At 45.0% G+C, this 26,482-nt stretch carries 25 protein-coding genes; 5 read left to right on the top strand and 20 right to left on the bottom strand.

Going from position 1 to position 26,482, the window contains the following annotated elements; all coding sequences use genetic code 11:
- Window positions 1-19: 19 nt before the first annotated feature.
- From MBEAL2_RS05465 to MBEAL2_RS05455, 3 genes are all read right to left on the bottom strand, one after another.
- On the bottom strand, window positions 20-937 hold the full coding sequence (locus MBEAL2_RS05465) for a decaprenyl-phosphate phosphoribosyltransferase (RefSeq protein ID WP_047151320.1): 918 nt from the start codon (window positions 935-937) through the stop codon (window positions 20-22).
- Between the two features lie 285 nt (window positions 938-1,222).
- The gene (locus MBEAL2_RS05460) at window positions 1,223-1,621 is read right to left on the bottom strand and encodes a hypothetical protein (protein ID WP_047151319.1); all 399 of its coding nucleotides are present in this window, start codon (window positions 1,619-1,621) and stop codon (window positions 1,223-1,225) included.
- 80 nt (window positions 1,622-1,701) lie between these two features.
- Complete coding sequence (locus MBEAL2_RS05455) at window positions 1,702-1,932, bottom strand: hypothetical protein (RefSeq protein WP_052947501.1); 231 nt, start codon at window positions 1,930-1,932, stop codon at window positions 1,702-1,704.
- 329 nt (window positions 1,933-2,261) lie between these two features.
- Here MBEAL2_RS05455 and MBEAL2_RS05450 point away from each other — a divergent pair, with 329 nt between their 5' ends.
- Window positions 2,262-3,257 (top strand): HD-GYP domain-containing protein, encoded by a 996-nt coding sequence (locus MBEAL2_RS05450; RefSeq protein WP_047151318.1) that lies wholly within the window; start codon window positions 2,262-2,264, stop codon window positions 3,255-3,257.
- A gap of 20 nt (window positions 3,258-3,277) precedes the next feature.
- A complete protein-coding gene (locus tag MBEAL2_RS05445; protein WP_047151317.1) occupies window positions 3,278-3,766 on the top strand; it encodes a flagellar brake protein in 489 nt (162 codons plus the stop codon).
- Window positions 3,767-3,908: 142 nt separating this feature from the next.
- On the opposite strand, the gene MBEAL2_RS05440 is transcribed toward MBEAL2_RS05445, so the two are convergent.
- From MBEAL2_RS05440 to MBEAL2_RS05415, 6 genes are all read right to left on the bottom strand, one after another.
- On the bottom strand, window positions 3,909-5,579 hold the full coding sequence (locus MBEAL2_RS05440; RefSeq protein WP_236692693.1) for a M20/M25/M40 family metallo-hydrolase: 1,671 nt from the start codon (window positions 5,577-5,579) through the stop codon (window positions 3,909-3,911).
- Window positions 5,580-5,631: 52 nt separating this feature from the next.
- A complete protein-coding gene (locus MBEAL2_RS05435; RefSeq protein WP_047151315.1) occupies window positions 5,632-6,369 on the bottom strand; it encodes an IclR family transcriptional regulator in 738 nt (245 codons plus the stop codon).
- Between the two features lie 38 nt (window positions 6,370-6,407).
- Entirely contained in the window at window positions 6,408-7,103 is a 696-nt protein-coding gene (locus MBEAL2_RS05430; RefSeq protein ID WP_047151314.1) for an amino acid ABC transporter permease, read from the bottom strand.
- A 61-nt stretch (window positions 7,104-7,164) separates the two neighbouring features.
- Window positions 7,165-7,977 (bottom strand): ABC transporter substrate-binding protein, encoded by an 813-nt coding sequence (locus tag MBEAL2_RS05425; RefSeq protein WP_047151313.1) that lies wholly within the window; start codon window positions 7,975-7,977, stop codon window positions 7,165-7,167.
- 27 nt (window positions 7,978-8,004) lie between these two features.
- Window positions 8,005-8,727, bottom strand: coding sequence for an amino acid ABC transporter ATP-binding protein (locus MBEAL2_RS05420; protein ID WP_047151312.1), 723 nt, complete (start codon window positions 8,725-8,727; stop codon window positions 8,005-8,007).
- A gap of 187 nt (window positions 8,728-8,914) precedes the next feature.
- Entirely contained in the window at window positions 8,915-9,487 is a 573-nt protein-coding gene (locus MBEAL2_RS05415) for a hypothetical protein (RefSeq protein WP_047151311.1), read from the bottom strand.
- A gap of 139 nt (window positions 9,488-9,626) precedes the next feature.
- On the opposite strand from MBEAL2_RS05415, the gene MBEAL2_RS05410 reads away from it, so the two are divergent.
- Together MBEAL2_RS05410 and MBEAL2_RS28910 are read left to right on the top strand one after the other, a co-directional pair.
- Window positions 9,627-10,139, top strand: coding sequence for a sigma-70 family RNA polymerase sigma factor (locus MBEAL2_RS05410; RefSeq protein WP_047151310.1), 513 nt, complete (start codon window positions 9,627-9,629; stop codon window positions 10,137-10,139).
- The gene (locus tag MBEAL2_RS28910) at window positions 10,132-11,499 is read left to right on the top strand and encodes a DUF4179 domain-containing protein (RefSeq protein ID WP_052947500.1); all 1,368 of its coding nucleotides are present in this window, start codon (window positions 10,132-10,134) and stop codon (window positions 11,497-11,499) included. Before MBEAL2_RS05410 ends, MBEAL2_RS28910 begins: the two co-directional genes overlap by 8 nt.
- 230 nt (window positions 11,500-11,729) lie before the next feature.
- Here the strand turns inward: MBEAL2_RS28910 and MBEAL2_RS05400 are convergent, their stop codons facing one another.
- From MBEAL2_RS05400 to MBEAL2_RS05360, 9 genes are read right to left on the bottom strand one after another with little or no spacing between them, the layout of a single operon-like run.
- Entirely contained in the window at window positions 11,730-13,295 is a 1,566-nt protein-coding gene (locus MBEAL2_RS05400; protein ID WP_047151309.1) for a class I adenylate-forming enzyme family protein, read from the bottom strand.
- Between the two features lie 39 nt (window positions 13,296-13,334).
- On the bottom strand, window positions 13,335-14,912 hold the full coding sequence (locus tag MBEAL2_RS05395; RefSeq protein ID WP_047151308.1) for an AMP-binding protein: 1,578 nt from the start codon (window positions 14,910-14,912) through the stop codon (window positions 13,335-13,337).
- A 44-nt stretch (window positions 14,913-14,956) separates the two neighbouring features.
- On the bottom strand, window positions 14,957-15,394 hold the full coding sequence (locus tag MBEAL2_RS05390) for a MaoC/PaaZ C-terminal domain-containing protein (protein WP_047151307.1): 438 nt from the start codon (window positions 15,392-15,394) through the stop codon (window positions 14,957-14,959).
- Window positions 15,395-15,415: 21 nt separating this feature from the next.
- Entirely contained in the window at window positions 15,416-16,570 is a 1,155-nt protein-coding gene (locus MBEAL2_RS05385; protein WP_047151306.1) for an acyl-CoA dehydrogenase family protein, read from the bottom strand.
- Window positions 16,571-16,598: 28 nt separating this feature from the next.
- On the bottom strand, window positions 16,599-17,747 hold the full coding sequence (locus MBEAL2_RS05380; RefSeq protein ID WP_047151305.1) for an acyl-CoA dehydrogenase family protein: 1,149 nt from the start codon (window positions 17,745-17,747) through the stop codon (window positions 16,599-16,601).
- The gene (locus MBEAL2_RS05375) at window positions 17,744-18,076 is read right to left on the bottom strand and encodes an AtuA-related protein (RefSeq protein WP_047151304.1); all 333 of its coding nucleotides are present in this window, start codon (window positions 18,074-18,076) and stop codon (window positions 17,744-17,746) included. Before MBEAL2_RS05375 ends, MBEAL2_RS05380 begins: the two co-directional genes overlap by 4 nt.
- Complete coding sequence (locus MBEAL2_RS05370; protein WP_047151303.1) at window positions 18,077-19,444, bottom strand: acyclic terpene utilization AtuA family protein; 1,368 nt, start codon at window positions 19,442-19,444, stop codon at window positions 18,077-18,079.
- Window positions 19,445-20,230, bottom strand: a complete 786-nt coding sequence (locus MBEAL2_RS05365; protein WP_047151302.1) for an enoyl-CoA hydratase/isomerase family protein — start codon at window positions 20,228-20,230, stop codon at window positions 19,445-19,447. It lies immediately after the preceding gene.
- 16 nt (window positions 20,231-20,246) lie between these two features.
- Window positions 20,247-21,776 carry an acyl-CoA carboxylase subunit beta gene (locus MBEAL2_RS05360; protein ID WP_047151301.1) on the bottom strand — a complete coding sequence of 510 codons (1,530 nt, stop codon included), beginning with the start codon at window positions 21,774-21,776 and terminating at the stop codon, window positions 20,247-20,249.
- A 185-nt stretch (window positions 21,777-21,961) separates the two neighbouring features.
- Here MBEAL2_RS05360 and MBEAL2_RS05355 point away from each other — a divergent pair, with 185 nt between their 5' ends.
- Window positions 21,962-23,971 (top strand): sigma-54-dependent Fis family transcriptional regulator, encoded by a 2,010-nt coding sequence (locus MBEAL2_RS05355; protein WP_052947499.1) that lies wholly within the window; start codon window positions 21,962-21,964, stop codon window positions 23,969-23,971.
- 91 nt (window positions 23,972-24,062) lie between these two features.
- Here MBEAL2_RS05355 and MBEAL2_RS05350 read toward each other — a convergent pair whose 3' ends face one another.
- Both MBEAL2_RS05350 and MBEAL2_RS05345 read right to left on the bottom strand, forming a co-directional pair.
- A complete protein-coding gene (locus MBEAL2_RS05350; protein ID WP_047151300.1) occupies window positions 24,063-25,787 on the bottom strand; it encodes a GMC family oxidoreductase in 1,725 nt (574 codons plus the stop codon).
- On the bottom strand, window positions 25,784-26,386 hold the full coding sequence (locus MBEAL2_RS05345; protein ID WP_047151299.1) for a gluconate 2-dehydrogenase subunit 3 family protein: 603 nt from the start codon (window positions 26,384-26,386) through the stop codon (window positions 25,784-25,786). The genes MBEAL2_RS05350 and MBEAL2_RS05345 overlap by 4 nt, the downstream gene beginning before the upstream one ends.
- Between the last annotated feature and the right edge of the window lie 96 nt (window positions 26,387-26,482).

Raw genomic sequence — 26,482 nt, 5'->3', positions numbered from 1 at the left:
TTTCCCCCATGTTTTTCTATTATTCAAAATAGACAAGAATAAGCACAACCGAGAATGCGTACAGCATGACCGTTACCAGAATGTGCCGGTCTTCGAACAGCACTTTCTCCGGCTTCCCGCCTTTATCCTCCATATGAATTAAATACAAATAGCGGAAAATGCCGTAAAGCACAAACACAAGCGTCCACATCAGATAAATGGTATGGCCGGATGTGAAGGTAAACAGTGCATAGCTCATAATCGTTGCCGTTGTTACAATACTGTTGAACTGATTTAGCAAATCAAACGAGTAGGAATCGAGCACTTTTCTATGCGCACCCTTATTTCCCTCAAGCAAATGCAGCTCATGCCTTCTTTTACTAATCGCAAGGAACAGGGAAAGCAGAAGCGTACAAATGAGGAACCATGGAGTAAGCTGTACGCCAATTACCAGCCCGCCGCCGATGGCACGAAAGAGAAAGCCGGAAGCAATAATTAATATGTCGAGAATGACAACATGCTTTAACTTAAACGAATAGGCCACATTTAGCAGAAAATAAACCACTAGCAAAACAGCGAACAGCGGACTAAAAGAAAAGGCCGTTGTCAGGGAAAAGACAAGCAAGATGGCTCCCAGGAACAGCGCTCCATAAGGGTTAATCGCACCGGATGCCATGGGACGATGGCGCTTTTCCGGGTGCTGCCGATCTGCTTCGCGGTCCACAAAGTCATTCAGTATATACACACAACTCGACACGAAGCAGAAAAGAAAAAACCCGATGATCGAATGCAACAGCATGTCCACATTCGATTTTTTAATAGAAAAAATAAGTGCGGCAAAAACCAATAGATTCTTGGTCCACTGTCTGGGACGGAGCTGTACGAAATACATAAGGGCCTGCGAAAACGGAAGGGCTCTCTTCCTTCTGATTTCTACACTTTCATTAGGTATGCTCATTATCAACCATCCTTTTCACTCAGTTATGTACTCAGAAGTCATCCTGCGGCAGTCGAACAATGCACCATTCCTTGCTTTACTCCACCTAATATACCGTTAGTTTTTGATCATTCTATTATCATATATGAACCATTTTTGACCGCATTGTAAAAATTAAATGTTGATAAATTAAACATTTACTAAATATTTTTAATCTATAATGCAGATCTTTCCTGGAATGAAGAAAGACAGCACAATCAATTTTCTTGATTGTGCTGTCTTTCTCTTTTTTTACATTATGTAATTTCACATACTTACATATTCATGTGTTACCTGCGCCATTAATGAAATCATCGCATCCCACTCTTCTTCATTCATATGGAATTGATACATAAAACCTTCTGAGTAGAAGATGACCTTAAAGTCATTCTCTTCGCCCGTTCTAATATCAACTTTGCTAAAGAGGGTTTGAAGGACTTTCTTTTGGCCGTTTGCCTTTGTTTGTTGGCTCGAATTAATTAAGTGATGACGTTGCTTAGCTAAGAATTCTTTTATCTCGTCTACTGAGTAGAGGGCACACAGGGAAAGAGCGATATCATCTCGATAATAAGAAATTGTCATGCCATTCGTTGTTTCATCGTTGATACTAAGTAACTCGCACCCATTAGAGATTTGAAGAATATTACCTTCATTTAAAGTGACCATGTATCAATCAACTCCATTTCTAAATTTAATATAACCAATACTAGTTACCCAATATGAGAAGACAAAAAACTGGTAATGATTTACATCCAGATTGAACCCCGCCTCATCATATTCAACCCTGCAGCCAAACAAATCATAAATATAAATAATACGTGAATGGTTTTCACACAACGCCCCGTGATGTCTGCAATTTCACGCTGGGGATATCCCTTGAGGGAAAGATAGACGGATTGAAAACGTTCATAGGATCTTCGATCCTTAGCTTCTTTCATCGCTGTTTGTATTTTTAGGATTTCTTCTTGATTCGTCATCTTGGATGCATCCTCTCGTGTGGGTTTTATAAGATAATACCTACCACGATAGGATGAAACCACTTAGTTCAACTTATATAAAAAGAAATTTTACCTTCTATCAGATTCCGACAAACTTTTTATTTTTGTTTTGTTATCATAGTGTTTACAGGACAACATGCACAGGTCTTATATGCCATTTTAGGGAAATTTCACGAAAATCATCCTACTAAAGGAGGTTTATAATTTAGAAAGACTTTTTTGATTTACAGCAATGTTACAGCACAACGGCACCATTAAACATAAATTTATCAAAAAATTCTAATTACGAAGTAAAAAGGGGGGATAGAATGGCTTTACAACAAACCTTCATCGGTAAGAAATTGAAGCGGGATATTCTATCAAAGGATGGAAGATTTCTACTTACTAAGGGTATTTTACTCCAGCAGATACATATTACACTTCTGGTTAAAAATCGAATCTTCCTGGAAAAAGAGGATATAGTAAATCCAGAAGAAGCAATAATACAAGAGACTGCTCAACAAATAAAGGAGATTTTTCATTTTACAAAAGAAAAAAACCAAATTCCTCTACTAGAAATTGAAAGGGTAATCATCCCTACCGTTTACGAACTATCAGACAACCAAGATGTTTTTTCCGTTCTCTCCCATTTGCAATCAAAGGATGATTATACCTACAGACATAATATCGCTGTTGCTGTACTCTCTACCTTAATTGGTAAATGGATAAACCTAAATACTGAACAATTGTCTCAACTTGTCACTGCCGCTCTTCTTCATGATATAGGGAAGGTAAAAATCCCCGATGATATTTTGAACAAGCCAGGAAAATTAACTGATACAGAGTACAAAATAATGAAAAGGCATACCATTTGCGGATACGATATCATCCAAAACACAAAGAATTGTCCCAGTCTTTATGCTTCTGTCGCTATACAGCATCATGAGCGGGAAGACAGCAGTGGCTATCCCTATAAGTTAAAGGCGAATCAAATACACCTGTTTAGTAAAATTGTAGCCATTGCTGATATTTTTCATGCGATGACTTCCAAAAGAGTTTACCGAAATCCACTTTCATTCTATGAGGTTATTAACCAAATGCACACGGAGCGGTTTGGTAAATTGAATCCAGAAATTCTTCATACATTTATTAACCAAATTATGACCTCTGTTGTCGGAAAATCGGTTCTTTTATCTGATGGGAGGGAAGGGAAAATAAAATTTATTCACCCGTTTCATCCCACTACTCCCTTAATTGAAACAACGGGAGGGTTTGTTGATTTATATACTCATCCCTCTGTGCATATCAAAATGGTTTTTTCCTAAAATTAACGAAAGAATCCCGGATGGAAAAAGAGTTATACAAATTCAATACGATAGTCATCAAAAAAATAACGGGGCATATTCCATCTATTGTTTTACAAAAACCTGAACGAGATGAAATCAACCGTATTCAAAGGAGAGAATTTTTACGTATCCCCGCTTTACTTAATGCAAAAATTCTGGTATCCGACCTAGAAGACACGGGAAAGAAACAACATGATATGTTAATAACTATAATAAACATAAGTGGAGGCGGCTTTCGTTTTTCAGGAGTTAATCCGTACTTTAAAAAAGGAACATATATACAAGATATTTTATATTTTGAGAAGGACAAAACCACGATTATGGAAATAGGGTTTGAAGGCGAAATCGTTAATATTATCCACCCCCCTACAAATCAAGAGCTAGTTGAGTATGGCGTAAAGTTCAAAGAAATTTCGAATGCACATCAAGATATGATTATCCAATATTGTATGAAAAAACAAATAGAAATAAATAATGTAAATGGCTGAATCCACAAACGTTATATAACGAGGGGGCGTAAAAAAATCCCTCATAGTTGTCAGCGAAATGCCATTGTAACAAATGGCTTCTTCACATTATCAACTACAAGGGGATGCTATCAACACCAGCTTTTTATACTTACTTTGAAACTTATGTTAAGCGGTTTTCTGTTAATAATTTATTTATAGCAACAGGCAGCATATCCGCTAATGTTTCAAACGCATAATCAATATCCAAACGCTCCGTCCACTTATGGGCATCCCTGCCCACCGGCCCAAGGTTCAATACAGGCAAATTAAGCGCTTCTAGCCCTTCTAAAGGAAGTGTGTACCCTTTCTCCCAGAGTGGCATATTCGAAACAAGGGGATTGAGGGAAGAAATGGGCTGCGACAACCCAGTATAACTCAAATCAGATATTCCGCCGAAATAATTTTGCTTTTGCAGAACCACTTCATGCTTTGTCTTCGCATACGTAATCATGTCGTCAACCACCGATTGAATATACGGATCCTTTCGGGAGCTCACAGCAGGATAATACGGCGGCGCAAAGAAAAGAACGATCATAGGAGAAAGTTCTTTACACAATGCAGCCATTTGATCTACAAGGCGAATCGTAACCTCACGATCATCTCCTTCCGCCCTGCTCTCCATTGCGGCCGTTTGAATATGGTCCACTTCTTCCTTCCCATATGTTTTTACTGCATAGGCCATCAATTCTTCGAAGGTTAACACGTTAATGTTGATCGTTCCTGGCGTAGAGCGCTGCAGCTGAGCAAACTTATCCGCCTGTTTCGCGTAGTTTTGCTCAATAGAGACAGCTGCGGTTTTCATGAGGCCGCGCAATTGATCCACGATTTCATCCATTGTTTTTTCGAATAAGAACAAATTGAATAATGTCACCGCACGATGGGGAATTTGCACCGAGTATTCTTCTTTTAAGTCCCTTTGCAGCAAGTTCGTAGGTGGCGGCATCACTTCTCCCTCGACCACCTCACAAAACTCCGTATTTAATTCAAACTGATTCGTAATTTGAGAAACCATATAACTCGCATTAAGCCCTGATAAAGGCTCGCCGACATGGGTTTCCTTTCCATAACAAAGAAACCCGGGAAGTACCTTGCCGATAGATCCTGTATAAATATAGTTGTTTTCATCTCCCGGATAGCGGGCAAACATGGGCTCTGAATTCAAGCATGCTTTATACTCCAGCCGGTATTTCTCCGCCATCTCCAACAACACCGGGACCGCCGTTCTCATTCCTACAGAGTTAACTTCCTCATCACAAACAGCCAGCAGCAGAACATTTCCATCAAAGGCTCCGCCAATCGCTTGCTCAATCATGGCCATGTGAGAAACAAGTCCGCACTTCATGTCCATTGTCCCTCTCCCAAACAACCAGTTGCCCTGCTCAATATCCTTCTGTACTTCTAGAGGAATGTTTTGTTTATCGCTATAGAAGGCCGCTGTTAATTTCCCAGCATCGAAAGCGATGGGTTTCCATCTGCCGTAATCCTGAATGTCTACGACATCAAAATGACTCACAAGGATGACCGTGTTTCTTACATCCTCTCTTTTCTTTACAAGAGCGGTGACAATTTTACGTCCATCTTCTGTTGGATGAAGCTGTAAATGGTCTGCGTTTTCCTGAAAATACGAAAAAGCGCGCAGCTCCTCTTCAATATAATCCGCAATCGCAATTTCAGCCCTTGAACCTGTAACGCTTGGAAATCTAACGAGCCTGGAGAGAAGCTCCATCTGTTCTGTTTTTGTCCGCCATTTACTTGTAGTAACGCTTCCCATCATACTACCCCCGTTTTCCATAATACGGAAACCTTTTCCGGTTTCTAGCTAAAAAAATAAGGGAGAGACTCCCTTATATCCGCCCTATTTTTCTTGAGATTTCTTCTGCAGCAGCTTTTGCTTTCGCAATGAGTTCCGGCAAACGCTCCTCCGTAAAGCGAAATCCGGGTACACCAATACTCAAGGCTGCGATTACTTTGTTGTTGTACCCGATAATCGGGGCAGCCACGGAGGCTGTATCTTCCGTCTTCTCGCTCTGGCTCACAGCATAGCCGTTTCTTTTTATTTCAGCCAGCTGCTTTAGCAGCTTTTGTTCCTCTTCAGGAGAAAGCTTCAGGCGGTTTATCGTCTGTCTGATTTCATGTTCTTCCATATTCGCAAGGATGGTTTTATTCGGAGCGCCAACATAGAGTGGGATTCGAATGCCGAGATTTTCGGCAAGCCTGATTTTTAAAGGACTATCGATTTTCTCAATCACGATTGCGTCGGCACCGCTCGCAATGTTTAAATAGATGCTTTCCTCAACTTCACCTGCTAAGCGTTCCATTACAATTCTTGCCTCTAACCGAAAATCAATTTTGTCCAGCTGGCGCAGGCCAATTTCCATCCATTTGTACCCTGCTTTATACTGTTTTGTTTCGGGCACCTGGACGACAAGCCCGTGCTCGATTAAGGAGCGGAGCAGCCTGTGAAGCGTGCCGAGAGGCAGAGATGTTTTCTCCGCCAGTTCGGTTATGGGCCACTCATCTTTGGAGTTTTCTGAAGTAAGAAGGTTAATAATTAGCATTGCTCGATCAATGGATTGGATCATTACGATAACTCCTGCCATTACAATTGTTGTTTTGTATTTTAAATATCAAGAACTTCACTGCGTTTCTTCGCTTTCGTCTGCTTTCTTTTACGGGCATTTACATCAAAACGCGATTCAAGTTTGCTCACACCATATGAAAAAATCAGCACGAGAACAAGATAGTATAAACCTACCACGATGTACGTATCCATTTGTTGAAAGTTGGATGCTGCTTCACTTAGCGCCGAACCCCATAATTCTTGCATTCCTACATAGGCCACAAGGGAGGAGTCTTTTAATCCAATGATAAACTGGTTGCCGAGAGAAGGAATGGCTATTTTGAACGCCTGTGGGAGAACAATTCTTCTCATCGCCAATGGGTAAGGCATCCCTAGAGAACGTGCTGCCTCCATCTGTCCACGGTCAATCGACTGAATCGCCCCGCGGAAAATTTCGGCAATGTATGCCCCGCTATGTACAGCTAACGCCAATGCACCGGCCCAAAACTGTGAGAGCGTAACGACACTGGAAATCCCAAAGTATAGAATAGCAATTTGTACAATAAGCGGTGTTCCTCTAATGACAGTAATATATAAATTGGCAATATAGTTAAGCCACCTGTTGTGAGAAAGCCGAAAAAATGCAAAAACAAGACCGATTCCACTTCCTAATATAAGGGACGTGACGGTCAGCTTCAATGTAAGAAGGACGGCCACCGGAAAAACCTTGTACGTCGATAAAAAAATATCAATCATGTCTACTCACCCTCAACCCGTTTTAGGAAACAAGGGTGTCTGATGACACCCTGACTTGCTGTTACTTCTGTTCACCCAGAATATTGCGGCCGAACCACTTCTCACTGATTTTGTCGTACGTTCCGTCTTTGATAATTTCCTCCAGCGCTTTGTTTATTTTTGCCCCAAGTTCTTTATCCTCTTTTCTAATGGCGAGCGCCTGGTCATCATGAGTCATAGGCTGCCCCACATCTTTGATTTTAGCTTTTCCTTCCTTCATCATGCGAAGGCCAACCATCTGATCCGTGATAACGGCATCAAGCCGGCTTGTCGGCAGATCCATAAGGGCCGTCAGGTCGCTATCGTACTCAACAACGTTAGCTTTGTCAGTGTGCTTGAGGGCCAGATCTTTATAAACACTTGCCTTCACAACGCCAATTTTCTTGCCTTTTAAACTATCGGGGGATTTTATGTCCTGATTGCTTTCCGCTACAAAAATTTCAGACCCGGATCTGTAGTAAGGTTTTGAAAAGTTGACTGCTTTTAATCGCTCTTCTGTAATGGTCATACTCCCCAGGATCGCATCATACTTCTTAGCCAGCAGCCCTTGAACAATGGTCTCCCACGGGTTTGTTACCGGCACCGGCTTCATTCCCATCTTTTCCGCAAGCGCCTGGCCAATTTCCACATCAAAACCGGTGAGCTGGCCATTCTCCTTAAAGTTGAATGGTTTGTACAGACCACTCATCGCATAATGAAACTCTTTCTGTTCCGCTGCTTTAGGATCTGCCTTTGGTTCCGCTTTTCCTCCCGTATCCTGGGTCCCGCATGCGGTTAGAAGGAGCGAGCCTGTCATCATTGTAGATAATAAAACCGTTACCCATTTCTTCTTCATCTTTTAATCCCCCTATATTTTTTGGTTTTATAAAATGCTTCTTAAAAACTGTTTGGCTCTTTCGGTTTGCGGATGATCAAAGAACTGTTCGGGCGATGCTTGCTCGAGAATCTGCCCGTCCCCCATGAATATGACGCGGTCAGCTACTTCACGGGCGAATCCCATCTCATGAGTCACTACAATCATCGTCATTCCCTCGTTTGCTAGCTGTTTCATTACTTGCAGTACTTCTCCTACCAACTCCGGATCTAGGGCTGAAGTAGGCTCGTCAAACAGCATAATACGAGGATTCATGGCCAGAGCCCGGGCAATAGCCACCCTTTGCTTTTGTCCCCCTGACAGCATATCCGGATATTCATCCGCCTTGTCTTTCAACCCTACCTTCTCGAGCAAATCATAAGCAATGTCCGTGGCTTCACTCTTCTTCATTTTCTTGACATAAACAGGAGCCTCAATGATATTCTCTAAAACGGATTTGTGAGGAAACAGGTTAAAATGCTGAAATACCATGCCGACTTCAGAACGAACTTTGTTTAAATCTGTTTTATGCGGATCAACTCGTTTGCCCTGGAGCCAGACTTCTCCTTCATCATTAATTTCCAGAAAGTTCAAGCAACGCAGTAGCGTACTTTTTCCGGATCCGCTTGCTCCTATTAAAACAACAACTTCTTTTTCTTTGACCTCCAGGTTAATTCCATTCAACACCTGCAAAGAATCAAATGACTTGCATACATTTTTGACTTGAATCATGTCAACCGTGACCCCCATCTGATTCGGGATAAAATGAATTTTTCCATATTGCGGAAACCTTTTCTATTTTAAGAATATTATATAGAATTCAATTTATTTTGTCACTATGTTAATTTCTAAGTAAAAAGAAACCAGCCTGGATCCAGACTGGTTTCTTTGATTGCGCTTTGTTGAGTATGTAACTTTTTTATACTTTACCAACCTGCTGGGTTTTAACTCCCTTTGGCAGTTTTAAGGTAAATATATCTTTGGGGAACTTGGAATTGGCAATAAGCTTTGTAACAACGTATTCAAATGCATTTCCTTTGCCTGCTTCTATACATTTAACAGTTACACCGGTAGCTTTATCAATCCAATGCGCCTCTTGATGAAACTGCTCTATCGTTGCTGTTTTCCCGCCCTCTCTATAACTCTGTACTGTTTTTCTATCCTGAACCTGGATGGGGTTCCCATATTTATTATTTTTTCTTTCAATGTGCCTTTTCTCTACCTTTCTTTCACTCCCGCTTAACTGCTCCCAGCATTTCCACTTTTCGATTTCATACACTTTGTTATTTTTAGCTTTTGTTCGCGTTGCTTCTATCATAATATTTGATAAGCTTTTATTTTTCTCAATCGCTTGTTTAATGATGGTTTCCGCCGACATACTTGCTGCTTTACTAGCCATTGGCTGATTTATTGCCATAACGGTTGGCAGAGACGAAACAAGCACCGTAGAAACCCCTATTATTCCTGCTAAAACTAGTTTGCTTTTTTTCATGTCATTTCCTCCTCGTTTTTCTTAAGCTTTTAATAGACGAGGAGGGAACAAAAAACGTTTCACCGAATTCCCCGTTTTAAAAAACCAAAATCAGAACTTTACAGTCTAATATACGAAACAGACAAAGGAGGGGAATTTTATGGACCACATCATTCGTGCCCAACAGGGCGATGATGATGCGTTTAATCACCTGATAGATCAGTATAAGTCTTTGTTATATCGAACGGCTTTGGCTTATGTTAGAAACGAAGATGACGCGATCGAAATTGTGCAAACGACGGTTTATAAAGCTTATTTATCCATAAACCGTTTAAAGGAGCCTGCCTATTTTAAGACATGGTTAACGCGAATTTTAATCAACTGTGCCATAGATTACATAAGAAACAAGAAAAGGGTGATTCCCTTTGCAGACATATCTGATTCCCGTACAACTTCTTTGCAAGACGGATTCGAAAATGAGGAATTACATGATTCGATCCAAAAGCTTGACGAGAAATATAAGACGGTAGTCATTCTTAAATATTTCCAGGATTTAACACATGAACAAATCGCTGAAATATTGAATTGCCCTGTTGGTACGGTGAAAACTCGATTGCATAGAGCACTCCAAACACTTCGAATGGATTTAAAGGAGGAATGCATAAATGGATAATGAGCTCAAAAAATGGGCTGACTCCCTACATGAAGCGGAAGTCCCCAAACGGCTGGATCTAGCTATCGAACAGGCGATTCAAAAAGGTAAAATGGACCGGCATATTGAAGTTTCGCCGAATCAACACCCAGTGGAAACAAAAACAGCCAAAGGAAAAACAAAGCATCAAAAGAAATGGATGTATGGGGTATCTTCCGCTGCAGTCGTATCCCTTTGCATTATAGGATCGGGCTTCTTCTCTCCGACCATGGCGGAAACACTAAAGAAAGTTCCTATTTTAAGCCATATTTTTGAAACATACGGAGATCCCGGATTAAAAGAAGCTAACAAGTTAGGGTTAAGCACTCCAGTTACTCAGAAAGCTACAGATCAGGGGATCACACTAACGATTACAGATATTCTTTTTGACGGCACGAGGTTATCCATAGGATATAAAGAATACTCCCCTGACGGACTTCCTCTATTAGATTTTAGTAAGCCAAGATTTCGTATGGATGTGCCGGGGTGGGATCAACAACAATCCGGGATGGATAAGACAAATGAAAATCAGATTCGGGGGGTATGGAATTTAACATGGTTAGAAGAAAATGCTTTACCTGATCATTTCAATCTTTCAATGAAGGTTACGCAAATTGGAGATAAAAAAGGAGAATGGAAGTTTGAACTTCCGATTCAGAAAATCAAAACTTCAACTAAAGTGCTAAACCCAATGTTAGCCAAGAAGAGTAAAGACGTAACATTAACTGTTCAATCTGTCAGCTTATCTCCTCGGGGGACTGATATCCAATTTCAAACGGTAAGCCCTCCAAATGCTGTGACTAATATGTTTTATCAAGTAACAGATGATCATGGTGCCCCACTACTCATGTTAGAAGGCGGAGGATTTAGCAGTGAAGAATCTGACGATAAAACATCTATATTTCAAAACCGTTACCTGTTTACACCAGCCAAAGGAACGACAAAATTTCTTGTATTGCGGCCTTATACGGACGGGTATAAAAACGGTGATATTATTACACCCCTGCAGAATCAGCTTCCACAAACAATTCAACAGGGAGAGATCGGCTCCTTTACGATTCATCGCATCGACTTCTTAGAAGATCGCACAGTCTTATATTATGATGTAATCGGAGATAACCCTTACGATCAGGCGGGTGTAATCTGGCTTATGAATGAAAAAGGTGAGAAACTTACAGACGATGCAAAAGGCCCGCACTTGGTTGGCGTTCAAAACGGCCGCTACTCTTTTATTCGTGATTATCCCAAAATAGAGAACAAAGAGAAATTAAAAGTTTTCACTTACTCGATGAATCATGTTCACTATTTTAAAGATTTAGAGGTGAAAATCCCATTAAACTAGAATACAAGGAGCTTTCATTACATAAGGTAGTACAGGAAAAAGGGAAGACAGACTGGTACAAAAATTTCACAACGCGAGTATGCAAGGTAGAACGGGACACTTTTTCTGAAAATAGTTAAATACATTATTGATATCCGCCCCCATCTACACAATGTTGAGAGGTGGCGGATATCGGTCGCTTTTTATTCTTAATTATCTCACAAAAAAGCAAGCTCCGAAAAGGAACTTGCTCAGTTATTACTAATCGAGTTACTTTGATGTGCTTCTTTTAAAACATATTTTTGGATTTTCCCGGATGGTGTTCGTGGAATTTCATTTATGAATACGACTTTACGGGGTTTTTTATAACTTGCCAACTGTTCAGCGGCGAAATGTATAATTTCTGCCTCCGTTATTTGGGCACCCTTTTTCGGAACAATGACCGCGCAAACACTTTCTATATATTTCGGATCCGGAATGCCAATGACCGCTACATCCGCTACAGAAGGATGGCGAATTAAAACATCCTCAATCTCCACCGGATAAATATTCTCTCCCCCGCTTCGAATCATATCTTTCTTTCGGCCCGCGATACTTAAATATCCGTCTGAATCGAATTTGCCCAGATCACCCGTATGGCACCATCCGTCAACAAACGTCGCCGCTGTCGCCTCCGGTTTACGCCAGTATTCTTTAGACACAGATGGACTTTTGATACAGATTTCCCCTATCTCTCCAACACCTACCATCTGCCCCTCTTCACCCACTACTTTTATTTCCACCAGCGGCATCGGTTTCCCGACCGTATGGGGTTTTTTCCTGGCATCGCCAGGATCGAGGGAAGCGGCAATCGGAGTTCCTTCTGTTAAGCCATAGATTTGAACGAGTCCTATATGAGGAAAACGTTCGGTTAACTTTTCAATAGCCCAGGGAATAATAGGGTCTCCTCCAGAGATAATACGATGCACTTTTGATAGTTTAGAATCAACTAACTGAGGAGAGTTCAGCATCTCATAGACCATGAAGGGAAAGAGAAGGCAGTCAGAGACATTTTCTTTCTCCATTACGTTTATAATACGGTCAATACTGAAGCCCCCGCTTTTAACCACCACTACGGTGCCTCCCGCAAGAAGAGTCGGCAGTGTTACATCTTCCATTGCCCCAACATGATAGAGAGGACCGGCCGACATCGAAACCGTTTCAGCATTCAAATTCCATTTCATGACCTGCATGGCGCAAAACCAGAGCGTATTTGCATGCGTCCATAACGCCCCTTTAGGCCGGCCTGTCGTACCGGAGGTGTACATGAGCATCACAGGATCGGACGGTTCAATCTTTATCTCCGTGATTTCTGCTGTGCTGCCGTCAGCTAACACTTCCCAGGGCAAGGACCATTCCGGAGATGGGTGATTTTCATACGGCAAGCAAATATAGTCCTCAACCTGGATCGAATTTCGTATCGGATCAATTCGATCAGCTATACTGGAATGGAAACAAAGCACCCTTGTTTCAGAGTCGTTCAGCGCATATTCAAACTCCTGACTGGAAAGGCGGAAATTCAGGCGTACAGCGATCGCCCCGATTTTCGCCGCCGCAAAATAAAGCGCCCAATACTCCAAACAGTTATACAGCAAAATCCCTACCCGATCCCCTTTTTTGACTCCTAATGCAAGCAAGGCATTCCCGTATGCGTTGGAAATGCGATGCAGGTCGCCATACGTCCATGATGCTTCGCTCTCCAGCTTTAATGCACATCTGGAGGGCTCAACAGTTTTCAGATCCTGAGCATTGCGTCTTGTTATATATCCAACATCCATAGTGCTTCCCTCCCATATCCAAGTAAACTTCCGCTTGCTTTATGTCTCCATTGCCGCATAGTATTTTACATACGTTTCCTTAAGAACATGCTTTTGTATTTTTCCGGTCGCCGTCATCGGAAACTGATTTAGAATCACAACGGCTTTAGGTATCTCGAATCCAGCAAGCTCTTTCTTGCAGCCATTGATAATTTCTTCACCGGTGAGTAAGGTCCCCGGTTTTGGAATGACAAACGCGGTAACCGCTTCACCCCAATGCTCATGCGGCAATCCAACAACCGCAGCATTCGCAACCCGGGAGTCGTTTAAAATCACATTTTCCACCTTACCGGCCGGAACATTTTCACCACCGGTTTTAATCATATCTTTTTTACGGCCAATAAAAATGAGCTGCCCATCCGGATCAAATACGCCAAGATCACCTGTATGGTGCCAGCCGAATGTTTGGACTTGTTCTGTTGCCTGTTCATTCTTCCAGTACCCTTTCATCACGTTCGGCCCCTGGTGCACAATTTCACCTATCTGACCCTGGGAAAGTAAATTTCCTTCGTCGTCCATGAGCGCTGTATCTACCGTTAAGGATGAAATTCCCCAATACGGGCCAAACCGGCGCAATTGTTCCTCCGGCTTAAAATACATTGTTGAAGGATACACCTCGGTTTGCCCGGTTCCCAGCGCAAAACGAGCACCGAAACGGTCAATCGCCCTTCGCAGCGTCCCTTCATCCATTGCTGCCATTGCGTATAAACAGTATCGTAAAGAAGAAAGGTCATAGTTGCCCGCTTCTGGATGATCCAGCATGGTCTTATACATAATCGGCAGTCCAACCATCCAAGATATTTTTTCCTTATCAACCGCAGTAAAAAAGGCCGTCGGGTCAAAACCCCGCAAAACAACAGAAGCAGCTCCAACAGCAAGCGCTGACATGGTCACGACATGCTGGGCACAATGAAAGAGCGGCAGCATGCACGTTACCACATCGTCTTTCGTCATTTCACCTTCAATAATATTGCCTAACGCAGCTACATATACGGATACATGGTCATGCATGACACCTTTGGGCCTGCCTGTGGTACCGCTTGTATACATAATTGAGATGAGATCGTCAGAATGAATGTCTGCATCCGGTTCATGGACAGGATGGCCTGTTATCGCATTAGGGAAAGAGAGCGTAGATCCTGGAAGATCCGCTCCCGAAAGCGGAATCGTAACGACTGTCTCTACCTGGCTAAGGGAAGGGAGCAAAGCAGCAACATGAGGATAGAGGACATCATCTACAACTAGGGCCCTTGCATCAGAATGGTCAATAATATACTCAATATCCGCCGGCGCAAGCACCGGAGTAATAGGTACCCACACGAGCCCGGCCTTCGCAATCCCGTACATTACAAAGAGGAATTCAGCAGAGTTCTGGCACACACACGCTACACGATCCCCTTTTTTTAACCCTTGCTCTAAGAGGAAATGGGCAAATTGGTTGCAAATGTTCTCCATCTCGCTAAATGAAATGTGCTTCTCACCGTCTACGATAGCGATTCTATCCGGGTAACGCCGGGCATTCCGCTGAATAATATCGCCAATCGCCAGTCTTCTAATCCCTTCTGCCGACCTAAACATCCACGATCCCTCCCTGTCTATTCATCTCAACCATTAAGGTAAAACTATACCCCGCCTTTGTTTATCATAACTTTCATAACGGCAGCTACCACAGTTTCGCCGCTATGCTTCTTGATTTCTTTTAAAGCAGTAATTACGCCGCGCCCGCCGGCTTTTTGCTCAATGTCCGTAATTTTCATCTCTACATGGATGGTATCTCCGATAAAGGTCGGGTTCACAAACCGCACATTTTCCATTCCATAAAAAGCGACAATCACATTCGGTTCAAAACGCATGAGCCCCGTTCCAACAGAAAGAACGAGCATTCCGTGCGCGATCCGCTGTTTAAACGGGGTGCTTGCAGCATATTCCTTGTCGGTATGAAGGGGATACCAATCACCGCTGAAAGCAGAGAAATTAACCAGATCGGCCTCCGTTATCGTTCGTCCCCTGGAAACCCATGTCTCGCCCACTTCGTAACTCTCTAAAAATTTAGAAAACATTTGACATCCCCCTTTATAAGGTTAGTTACCCGCTAAGCCAAGCTGTTTCACAATCATTTTGTTCATGATTTGAGTTGTTCCCCCGCCAATCGACTGCAGCCGTGCGTCCCGCCAATACCGTTGCACCGGAAACTCCATCATATAGCCATTACCGCCATGAATCTGTACCGCAGCATCCGTTACTTCCCTTACCATCTCTCCGGCCAGTGCCTTCGCCATCGCCGTTTCGGTAAGCGCATCTTCACCGTTCATAAATAAATACAAAGCATGATAGGTGAGCTGACGGGCCTTTTCAATGTTAACCGCCATATCGACGAGCATGTGCTGAATGACTTGAAACTTTTGAATCGGCTGGCCGAACTGGGTGCGTTCCCCCGCATAACGAATGGCCTGTTCCAGCGCAAGTTCTGCCAGGGCGACCGATTGCAGGGCCATGCAAATCCGTTCCCACTGGAAGTTTTGCATAATATAGTAGAACCCTTTATTTTCTTCGCCAATAAGATTGGCAGCAGGTACACGGACTTCATCAAGGATAAGCTCGGCAGTATCTGAACTGCGCCACCCAAGCTTTTTCAGCTTTTTACCGACCAAAAAACCAGGAGATCCCCTCTCTACAATAAACAGGCTGATCCCTTTATGATTTGCCGCAGGATCTGTTTTCGCAGCCACCACGACAAAATCAGCCATGACGCCATTCGTGATAAACATCTTGTTTCCATTCAGTACATATTCATTGCCATCTTTCCGTGTGGTCGTACGAATTCCGGCCACGTCCGAATCGACGTCCGCTTCCGTAATACCGAGCGCGGCAACTTTCTCTCCCGCAATGCCGGGCATTAAATACGTACGCTTCTGGTCCTCGTTTCCAAACTTCCAGATCGGTGTTAAAGCAATTCTAAAGTGTGCTCCAAGCCCTGCGGCGACACCGCCGGACCCGCACCTGGCCAGTTCCTCTATGAGAACGGCTTCCGCAATCAAGTCCGCTTCCATGCCTCCATACGCTTCCGGAAACTTAATCCCGAAGTAGCCCAGCTCCCCCATTCTGCGATACAGTTCACGCGGGAATTCCTCCGCTCTTTCCCATTCCTCTACAAAGGGCAAAATCTCTTTCTTAACGAAACTGCGGACTGCCCTGCGGAACATCTCATGCTCTTCATTGAATAACCAATGCGCCATTCCTATCCCCCCTTTGCAGCTCGATTACTTATAGGCCCATTTCCTTTGCGATAATTTCTTTCATCACCTGGTCTGTACCGCCGCCAATTCGGTACAGGCGTACATCCCGCCAAATTCGCTCAATCCGATTTTTCGCCATATATCCGCTGCCGCCGAAAATCTGCAGCGCCCGGTCTGCTACCCAGCAAGCCACCCGGGCACCTTCCAGCTTCGCCATGGAAATTTCTTTGGAAGGAACCTCTCCTCTGGAGAATCGATAGGCGGTGGCATAGGTAAGCTGGCGGGCCGCTTCAATCCGGGTGGCCATCTCTGCCAGCAGATGGCTTACGGCCTGGTTTTGTCCGATTGGCCTGCCGAACGCTTGCCGGTTTTTTGCATAGTCAAGCGCCATCTCATATGCATGCTGGGCGATGGCAACCGCACCGGCTGCACCGATGAGACGCTCCCCCTGAAGTTCCCACATGATATGATAGAATCCTTTTCCTTCTTCGCCAAGCAGGTTCGCATGTGGAACCCGAACGTCTTCTAAAATTAGCTCAGCCGTGTCAGATGATCGCATCCCTACTTTATCGAGCTTGCGGCTGACCGAAAACCCGGGCCGATCGGTTTCCACAAGGAACAGGCTAATGCCTTTGTATCCTTTACCTGGAGACGTACGTGTTACAAGCACGACAAAATCAGCCCGCGGCCCGTTTGTGATAAACGTCTTGCTTCCGTTTATGACCCATTCGTCTCCATCACGGACGGCCCGCGTCTCAATAGAAGCGACATCGGACCCGTGATTCGGTTCAGTAATACCCAGAGCGGCGAGCTTATCCCCCCGGATGGCCGGACGAAGAAACCGCTCGTGCTGGTCTTTCGTGCCGAACTCCATAATAGGAGGTGTGGCCATCTCCACCTGGACTGCCATCGCCATTGGAAATCCGCCGGCCCCGCAGCGGGCAAGCTCCTCAGCAAGGATGAGTGACATGAAATAGTCTCCGCCCTGTCCGCCTACTTCAACGGGATACCGCAGGCCGAGAAATCCCAATTCTCCCATCCGGCGTACGATTTCGAGCGGGAACTCACCTTTTTCTTCCCATTCGTCAATATGAGGAGTCACTTCCTTTGCGACAAACTTTCGGATGGCTTTCCTCAATTCTTCATGTTCACGTGTAAAAAACGGACTTCTCGTCACTTCTCCTCCCCCGTTTCTACTTCAATTTCCATGCGCAGCAGGTTGGACGCATAGCACTTGCCGAGATTATCCATTCGGATGGATGCAGAACCGCCGCCATTTAGTGCCTCTTTACATACGAAGTTGAGCGCTTTCACATTTGGCACCAGATAACGTATTACTTCTCCTTTCACCAATCCGGTAAAATGCGCCTTCACCCGCTCAGGAGTTACCTCCCGGACAAACACGCTATACAAAGCGTCCGTTGGCGCAAACAAGGCGATATTTACCGTATCTCCCTTGTCTCCCGAACGTGCCTGGGCAATTCGGCGAAGCTGGGTACGGCCCATTTATTCCACCTCCGATACGTTTACCTGAACCTTGCTTTCAACCACTTCGCGCGGAATGAGGCATGACCACATGCCAAGCAATTCCCGCGGAGGCATCATCCCGGTAAATCCGCTCATCGAAGGTGGGCCGTTTAACGCAAGCGGAGGAAACAGCCTGCCGAGCTTAGCCGCTTCTTCCTTTCTCTGGGTGCGTACCACCATGCGCAAATACACTTCATTCAGCTCTTCTTCCGGGACCCTTGCCAGCCGTCCATGCAATGAATTGTAGCCAAGGTAGTCTGTTTGAATTTCGTCGTACTGCAGTTTTATCCGCTCCATTTGTTTTCGTAAAATTCGGTCCGCCGCCTGCGCCTTGCCCAGTGCGTCCGGCCATGAATAGCCGGCCATTGCCTGGCCGAGCCAGCCGTCCGAGTAGCCCATCACCACCTTCAGCCTGTCCGGGCGCTTCGCCCCCTGGGCTCCTGTGACACGCACCCGGTTAGGCCCGGTGTCTTCAAGCCGGACATCGGTCATGTTCAGCACAACATCCGGTGTCATGTAGGCGGAAGGATCATGGATTTCATACAGCAGCTGTTCTTTCACCGTATCAATGGAAACAAGCCCTCCTGTCCCTACTGTTTTCGTAAGAATAAACTCGCCATCCTCCCTGATTTCTGCCACCGGGAAGCCCAGCCGCTCAAAATCCTCGATCGCTTGCCAATTACCGCTGAAATTGCCCCCTGTCGCCTGTCCTGAGCACTCCATTAAATGACCCATAAGAATACCCTGTGCCAGGCGGTTCCAGTCCTCCTGCCCCCAGCCAAATTCATATACCAATGGCGCAAGAAACTGAGCGGAATCGGTTGTTCGCCCCGTAATGACAATGTCAGCTCCCTGCCGCAGTGCTTCCACGATTCCATCCACACCAAGGTATGCATTGGCAAATACAATCCGATCGAGTATTGAATCAATGTCTCTTCCGTCCTCCATATGCTGGAGGGAAATGCCCTGCTGCCTGAATTTAGGCAGCCGCTCCAGAATATCATCTCCAGTAACAACCGCCACCTTTAATCCTTGCATGCCGAGTTCATGAGCAATCCGCATGACTTCTTGCTGGGCACCGGCCGGGTTCATCCCCCCTGCGTTTGTCAGAATCTTAATCCCTTTGTCCTGCACATAAGGAAGCAGCTTCTGCATTGAGAGGGTAATGTCCCGTGTATATCCTTTGGCAGGGTCCTTTTGGCGGTCTTTTTGTAAAATAGCCAGCGTCAGTTCAGCAAGGCAGTCAAAGCATAGATATTGAACATCGCCGTGCCTGGCTGTTTCTACAGCGGGGAGAATGGAATCACCGTAAAATCCCTGCGCTGCTCCAATCCGAAGCTTTTTCATTCATTTCCCCTCCCAAACCGGCGTCCTTTTTTCGAGAAACGCAGTAGCTCCTTCCTGTAAGTCCTGGCTTTTGAACGATACTAATCGCAATGTGTTAAGATGGGCCAGCGATGTTGCTACGTCGTTCTGTTCCGTGGAGCGAAAAGCTTCAATTCCGAGTTTCACGGCAAGCGGACTGTACGAAGCAATCGTCCTGGCCAGCTGCCATGTATCCTCTTCCAGGCGTTCAGCCGTCGTCAGACGATGGATTAGTCCGATTTCCAGCGCTTTTTCTGCGGAAAAGATGTCTGCCGTCAGCATCATTTCCATCGCCTTCCTTTCTCCAACCGCACGGCGGATCCACGGAAGAATGACAAAAGGTACCAAACCAAGGCGCAGTTCGGTCGTCCCGAATTTGGCCTGTTCAGTTGCAATGGCAATGTGGCACATGGCGACAAGCCCGCATCCTCCGCCAAAGGCAGGACCGTTTACCGAGGCAATTAGCGGTGTGCGAATGGTTGCCCCGAGTTCGAACAACCGCGTGCTTTCCCGTCCTTCCCAGTATAGTTCCGGAACGCTTTTGGACATGTTTTCTTTAAATTCATTTAGATTTCCGCCCGCACAGAAAGTACTTCCATTTCCGGTTAAAATAATGGCCTTTATGCTATCATCTTTATCTGCCTCCTGCAGAAAAGAGAGCAGCTCATTGGCCAGCTCCGATGTCAAAGGGTTCCGCATCTCGGGCAAATTCAATGCGATTTTGGCAATGCCTTCCTGAACCGTATAAAGGACCGATGGGTTGCTCATTCAATCAACTTCCTTTCTACACCGGATGAACGGCGTTTCGCCTTGGCTGGATGACGGGCTTTTTATGCTGGTACATAGTGAAACGGGAAATCACTTCCGAACGCAAACTTTCAAATGGAACAATGTTATCAATAATAAGCTCGGACCCAAGCCGGTAAATGTCGATATCCTCTGCGTACTCACGGCGCTTCTCAGCGATATAGGCGGCTCTGTCCTCCTCCGGCAGCTGCATAATTTTATTGAAATACACTGCGTTCACCGCTGCTTCCGGTCCCATAATCGCAATCGAGGCGCTGGGAAGGGCAATGGTTGCGTCCGTCCCGAAAGCTGGGCCGGCCATTGCATAAAGCCCTGCGCCATAGCATTTACGGACAATAACAGACAGCTTCGGCACGGTCGCTTCCGATAACGCCGAAATCATTTTCGCCCCGTGCCGGATAATTCCCTGCCTTTCAACCTGGGTGCCAATCATAAAACCGGGAACATCACTCAAGAAGAGAAGCGGAACATTATAGGCATTGCAAAGCCAGATGAACCTTGCTCCTTTATCGGCAGAATCAGCGAAAAGAGTTCCACCTTTGACTTTGGACTGATTGGCGACAATTCCGACCGCTCTCCCGCCGATACGGGCAAACCCGGTAATAAGTTCCTCCGCCCACAGCTTTTTCATTTCAAACCATGAACCTTTATCAATGACACGTTGAATGAGTTCATGCATATCGAACGGGACATTTTGATTTTCCGGAATAATCTCTGATAGCAGACGGCCTTCTTCCGGCTCCATCGGTTCAGACGCGGCTGGCTTTTCCTGCCAATTTTGCGGCAAATAACTGAGATACTGTTTACATGCATCAATTGCTTCTTCCTCCGACTGTACGAGCACGTCCCCTAATCCGCTGACGCTGCAGTGCATCCGGGCTCCTCCCATTTTTTCCATGGTCGTCTTCTCCCCAATGGCCATCTCAACCATTCGCGGGGAGCCTAAATACGCACTGGCATTGTTTTCAACCATGATGGTTACATCGCAAAAAGCAGGGATATAGGCAGAACCGGCTGGAGAAGGGCCAAATAGTATACAAATCTGCGGCACAATGCCTGAGAGCTGCACCTGATTATAGAAAATCCGGCCCCCATGCCGGCGGCCTGGAAACACTTCGATTTGATCCGTGATGCGCCCGCCTGCCGAATCGATTAAATACAAAATCGGCACTTTCATTTCCATGGCCTTTTCCTGAATGCGAAGCTGTTTCTCAACTGTTTTCGCTCCGGATGATCCCGCTTTTACTGTAGAATCGCTTGCCATGAAGCAGACCGGACGGCCATCGATTGCTGCCATTCCGGTTACGACCGCATCCGCCGGCAGCTCAGGGTCGAGCACATTGGCAAACAACCCGTCCTCCACAACGGAGCCGGGATCAAATAGAAGTTCCAGCCTTTTGCGAACAAATATTTTGCTTTGCGCTTCCAGATTCTCATGATATTTTGCATGCCCCCCGCGTTTTACCCGGGCGATTTCTTCCAGCAGTTTTTGATTCGCTTTGCTCATGGGTACCCTCCTTTTTACTCTCTTGGTTGTTTATTCTGCAAAGAACATACCAATGACAACCCACAGAATAATACCAGATGCGGCCGCTTAATTTGTTGAAAATTCATTAAATTATAAATACAATAGTGTTAAAATGTAGACAACTGTCCGAAAAATTATACATTTGCTTTAAAAAGGGAGGAACTATGTTAAACGTGGCAGATTGCATGACGCATAACTTCGTCGCTCTCCAATCGACAAGCACGATTCGCTGCGCGCTCGAAGGTTTCCTGAGCTATCGACTGGACATAGGCTGCATCCTTGATCGTAACGGAGAGTTAGAAGGAATTATCACAAAATACAATCTCTACCGGATGCTGTTAAACGGACACCCGCTCGATACGTCGATCGCTCCGTACTTGATCCATGATGTAACCACCGTTATGAATCACACCTCCTTAGAAAGCGCGCGGGACACTTTAATTGCAGCAAATGTTGCCCATGCTGTCGTTCTTGATGAAAACAAAAAGGTTGTTGGCGTGATGGCCAAAGGGGACTTAATCCAGGGCTTTTTACTTGGAGACAAACGGCTCTCCAATCACGTAACCTCTCTTATCGAAAACCTCGAAGATGCGGTCATCAGCATCGATAACGACTCTTTTATCCATACTTTCAATTCTGCCGCAGAGCGCATGTTTCAATTGTCCCGCGAAGCCGTTCTCGGACGGCCTGCGGAATGCATTCCCCAGGTTGGAACAGAAACGGTGCACGAATTGCAAACAACAAAAAAATTAGAACGTACATTAGAAAGCGCCCTTGAAATCGCGTACGACGGGATTGTGATTACGGATGAGCTGGACCGGGTGACTATGGTGAACGATGCTTTGCTCGAGTTGTACAGCCTCTCCCGCGAGGATTTATTAGGAACGAAAGCGGCCAGCACGCTGCCGGAGCTTGCTTCGCCTGAAAGACTCGATACGAAGAGTGAGCAAACCGGAGACATTTGTGAAATTAAAGGGAACAAGTGCATCGTTACATGCATGCCGATTATTCAAAAAGGAAAAAGCGTTGGAGCTATCATTAAAGTCATGTTCCGCCAGCTGGACTCCCTTAAAGATTTGTTCCGGCGCCTTGACCATTTAGAGAATGAACTGACATACTATCGTGGGGAATACTTTCGGGCCACCACCAAAGGCACCGTTTTAGATTCAATCATTACGATCAATCCGGAAATGGAAACATTGAAAAAGCAAACGTATTTAGCTGCCCAGGGCTTCTCAACCGTCTTAATTACAGGAGAAAGCGGAACGGGCAAGGAATTGTTCGCGCAGGCGATTCACGAAATTTCCGGCAGGCCGGGAAACTTTGTGAAAGTAAACTGTGCAGCCATTCCGGGTGAACTGTTGGAATCTGAATTTTTCGGGTACGCTGATGGAGCTTTTACCGGGGCAAGAAAAGGAGGAAAACCTGGGAAATTTGAGATGGCAGACGGCGGAACGCTGTTTCTTGATGAAATCGGTGATATGCCGCTTTCACTGCAGGCGAAACTGCTGCGTGTTCTGCAGGAACGCGCATTTGAACGGATTGGAGATACGCGCACGACACAGGTGAATGTAAGAATAGTTGCCGCCACGAACAAGCAACTGGAGAAGTTAATTGCGGAAGGAAAATTCCGTGAGGATTTGTACTACCGCCTCAATGTCATTCCCCTATCGATTCCTCCGCTGCGGAAACGGAAGGAGGATCTGCCCTTGCTGTGCGATTTTTTAATCCAAAAGCTGAACCGGATGCTTGGCAAACAGGTTCAGGGAATTAACGATTCTGCACTGAAAACTCTGCAGAAGCATAGTTGGCCAGGGAATGTTAGGGAACTCGAAAACATCCTGGAGAGAGCAATCAATCTGGGAAGCGGCCATTGGATCGAGCCTCACCATTTGCCATCCGTTTTTCTCTCGGAAGAACAGGGCGCACCTATTCAAGCTAAACCGGATGATTTGCATTCTGTTGATTTGCACTCCATTGTTTCGGATACTGTTGCTCTCAATAAACGCGATGTCATCGCTGCTACGGAGAAAGAGCTTATTTTAAAAGCTTTACGGGAAAGTGAGGGGAATCGGAGCGCTGCAGCAGCGAGGCTTGGTGTCAGCCGTTCGACGCTCTATCAAAAAATGCGGAAATATCAAATTGAAGAGAAAAGTTACTTTGAATCACTTTAAGATTAAACGATGACTAAGAAACGCAGCTTCCCCCTGTTAAGGGGCAGGCTGCGTTTTCACTAGAGTTTTATGATTGTTACGATAATCAATGTTATTGGAATGCTTCTTCTTTCTTGTTAGACGTAACTCGCCCCAGAAGATAATCCGCGGTCATGTACGCCAATGCCATAATAGTCTCTGTCGGGTTGTATGAAGGAAGGGTAGGGAACTGTCCCCCACCAACTGCATATAGTCCTTGGCACTCGTGTACTTCCCCGAATGGATTGACTACTGATGAAGTTGGGTCCCACCCCATGCGGTGAGTACCAACATCATGAACAGTGATATGATAAGCTGGCGCCGGTGAATCCTCCCACCACTCAAGCATACCCATCTCCTGTGCAATTTGTCGTTTAATCTTCATGAAAAATTCTACTGCTTTACGGTCGTATTCCGTCCAATCATGGGTAATTCTTAGTGCCGGTTGTCCAAATTTATCCTTGATCTTTGGATCAAGGTCACAGTAAAATTTATTGGATGGTAAGGTGGAATGTTGTGAGTACATTTTGAAAAGCCGCCTGTAATTCTCACTTATCCACTCTTTAAAATCTTTTCCCCAACGAGGAACGTGGGGAGGAAGGCTGTGCACAGTCTCAATTGGCTGCATGTCGCCGGTCCAAGTATTGATTGGAGATCCCCAAAGAATTCCATCCTCATTATCAGGGATCAATTCAGATGTAAAATCATCCAGGACAGACCCTCCTTGAAGTGATCCCATGAATGGATTCGTCCACTCTGGTAGAATGCCAGTGAACCAACCATAGTTATGAATCATCAAATGCTTGCCAACCTGGCCATTTCTATTAATTCCTGAGGCTAAAAGTAATCTAGAGTTTTCAAGGGCGTAACAGCCCAAAATTACAATATCCGCTTCAAGAACAATAATTTTTCCTTCAGAATCAAAATAGGAAACCCCTTTGACTCGACCGTTTGGATCGCGATTCACTCTAAAAACGCGAACGTGAGGACGTACTTCAAGGTTATCGGTCTCTGCAGCGGCAGATCGAATCAAATCGTTAGTGGATAGCTTGGCACCAACGTGGCAGTGGTAACCGTGACAGTATCCACAATTCGTACAGGCAGGCCTGCCCTTATAATCAACAGTCGCAATTGCTGTTGGAGTAGGATATGGATGATAGCCTAGACGAGTAGACGTCTTTACAAAAAGGTTATCCGTTGACCCACGAGTTAAAGGAGGCATGGGGTAATTTCGACTGCGAGGCGCTTCAAAAGGGTTACCATCATTAAAAATTTCGCCATTAATATTACCCGCTTTACCCGCTACCCCAAGTTCCCATTCAACCCGATCATAATAGGGCTCTAACTCATTGTAGCTTATAGGCCAGTCGACTACTGTTGTATCTTCTGGTAACGCCGCCTCAGAAAAACGTTCTATAATCGTGCTTCGCATATTAAAATCTTTCTCACGAAATCGAAATGCAGCTGCACCCCAAGACTGGGTACCGCCTCCCGTTCCAATTGACGGCGGAACCTGAAAAGGATCACCTAAACCAAGTTTATTAGCAGCCCAAGGAAGAATAGCAGCCTCTTGCTCGTTATTCGGTCTCCACGTAATCGGATCAGTTCCCATATGCGGCACAATCGCACTACGGGTATAATAGCGAATCTCATCAAACTTAGATTGGAAATCCGCATCCGAGTAAAATGCCCCCTTCTCAAGTCCTACCACTTTCAAACCAGCATGAGCAAGTTCTGTTGCTATGATTCCGCCTGCAGCACCAAGTCCTACTACAATAGCATCAATTCGCTGAGTCATTGTTTCACCCCTTTTGCCGTCGAACGATTTCGTTCTATTTGCAGATCTTCAAGAGTTAACACCTCAATTTGTGTAGCATCGAAACCTAATTGCATCTGCTCAGCAGTATAGCCCCATTGTGCACCCGGGAATCCTATTAACTTCCAGCCAACGGCGTTACGGTTTCCACCATAAAGGGGGTCACAAAAGGTTCCTTCAAATGTATGTTCACGTACAACAGCAAAGAATTGTGCCAGTACACTAGAATTCTCGTTTATTTTATCGGATAGACTTTGAGGACCAGAAGCTTCTTTTATTATGAATCCCTCAATTTCACTAAGCACGTTGTCCTGGTGTTCTTCGTCAAGTTCAACAAAGGGACCTCCATATCTTTCTTCACAGTAACGGCGAAGCTCTAACAAACATTTTCGATAGAATGTTTGAAGATGTCTATAATAGCCGCTTAGTGCTCGATCGATATAAATTACTGCTCCTGCCTCTCGTGCACCGGGGCTTAACGGGTCACCAGGTATGATGCGAGAGGCCATAGCTTCGATAGTACGTGCTTCATCTTTATTAAAAAACATGAACGTTGGTAAAACTTCCTTGACTTTCGACATTACTCACCCTCCTCTATACAAGGTTAACTACAACCTATTAAATGCAAACTTGAAAAATTTACTCTCTTATAAAGGGAGTGGGGAGAAAACAACTCC

Origin of the sequence: Aneurinibacillus tyrosinisolvens, assembly GCF_001015055.1 — a bacterium.
Classification (GTDB): Bacteria; Bacillota; Bacilli; order Aneurinibacillales; family Aneurinibacillaceae; genus Aneurinibacillus_A; species Aneurinibacillus_A tyrosinisolvens.
Note: the sequence above shows the minus strand (reverse complement) of the source record. Positions and strands in the feature narration are given on the sequence as shown.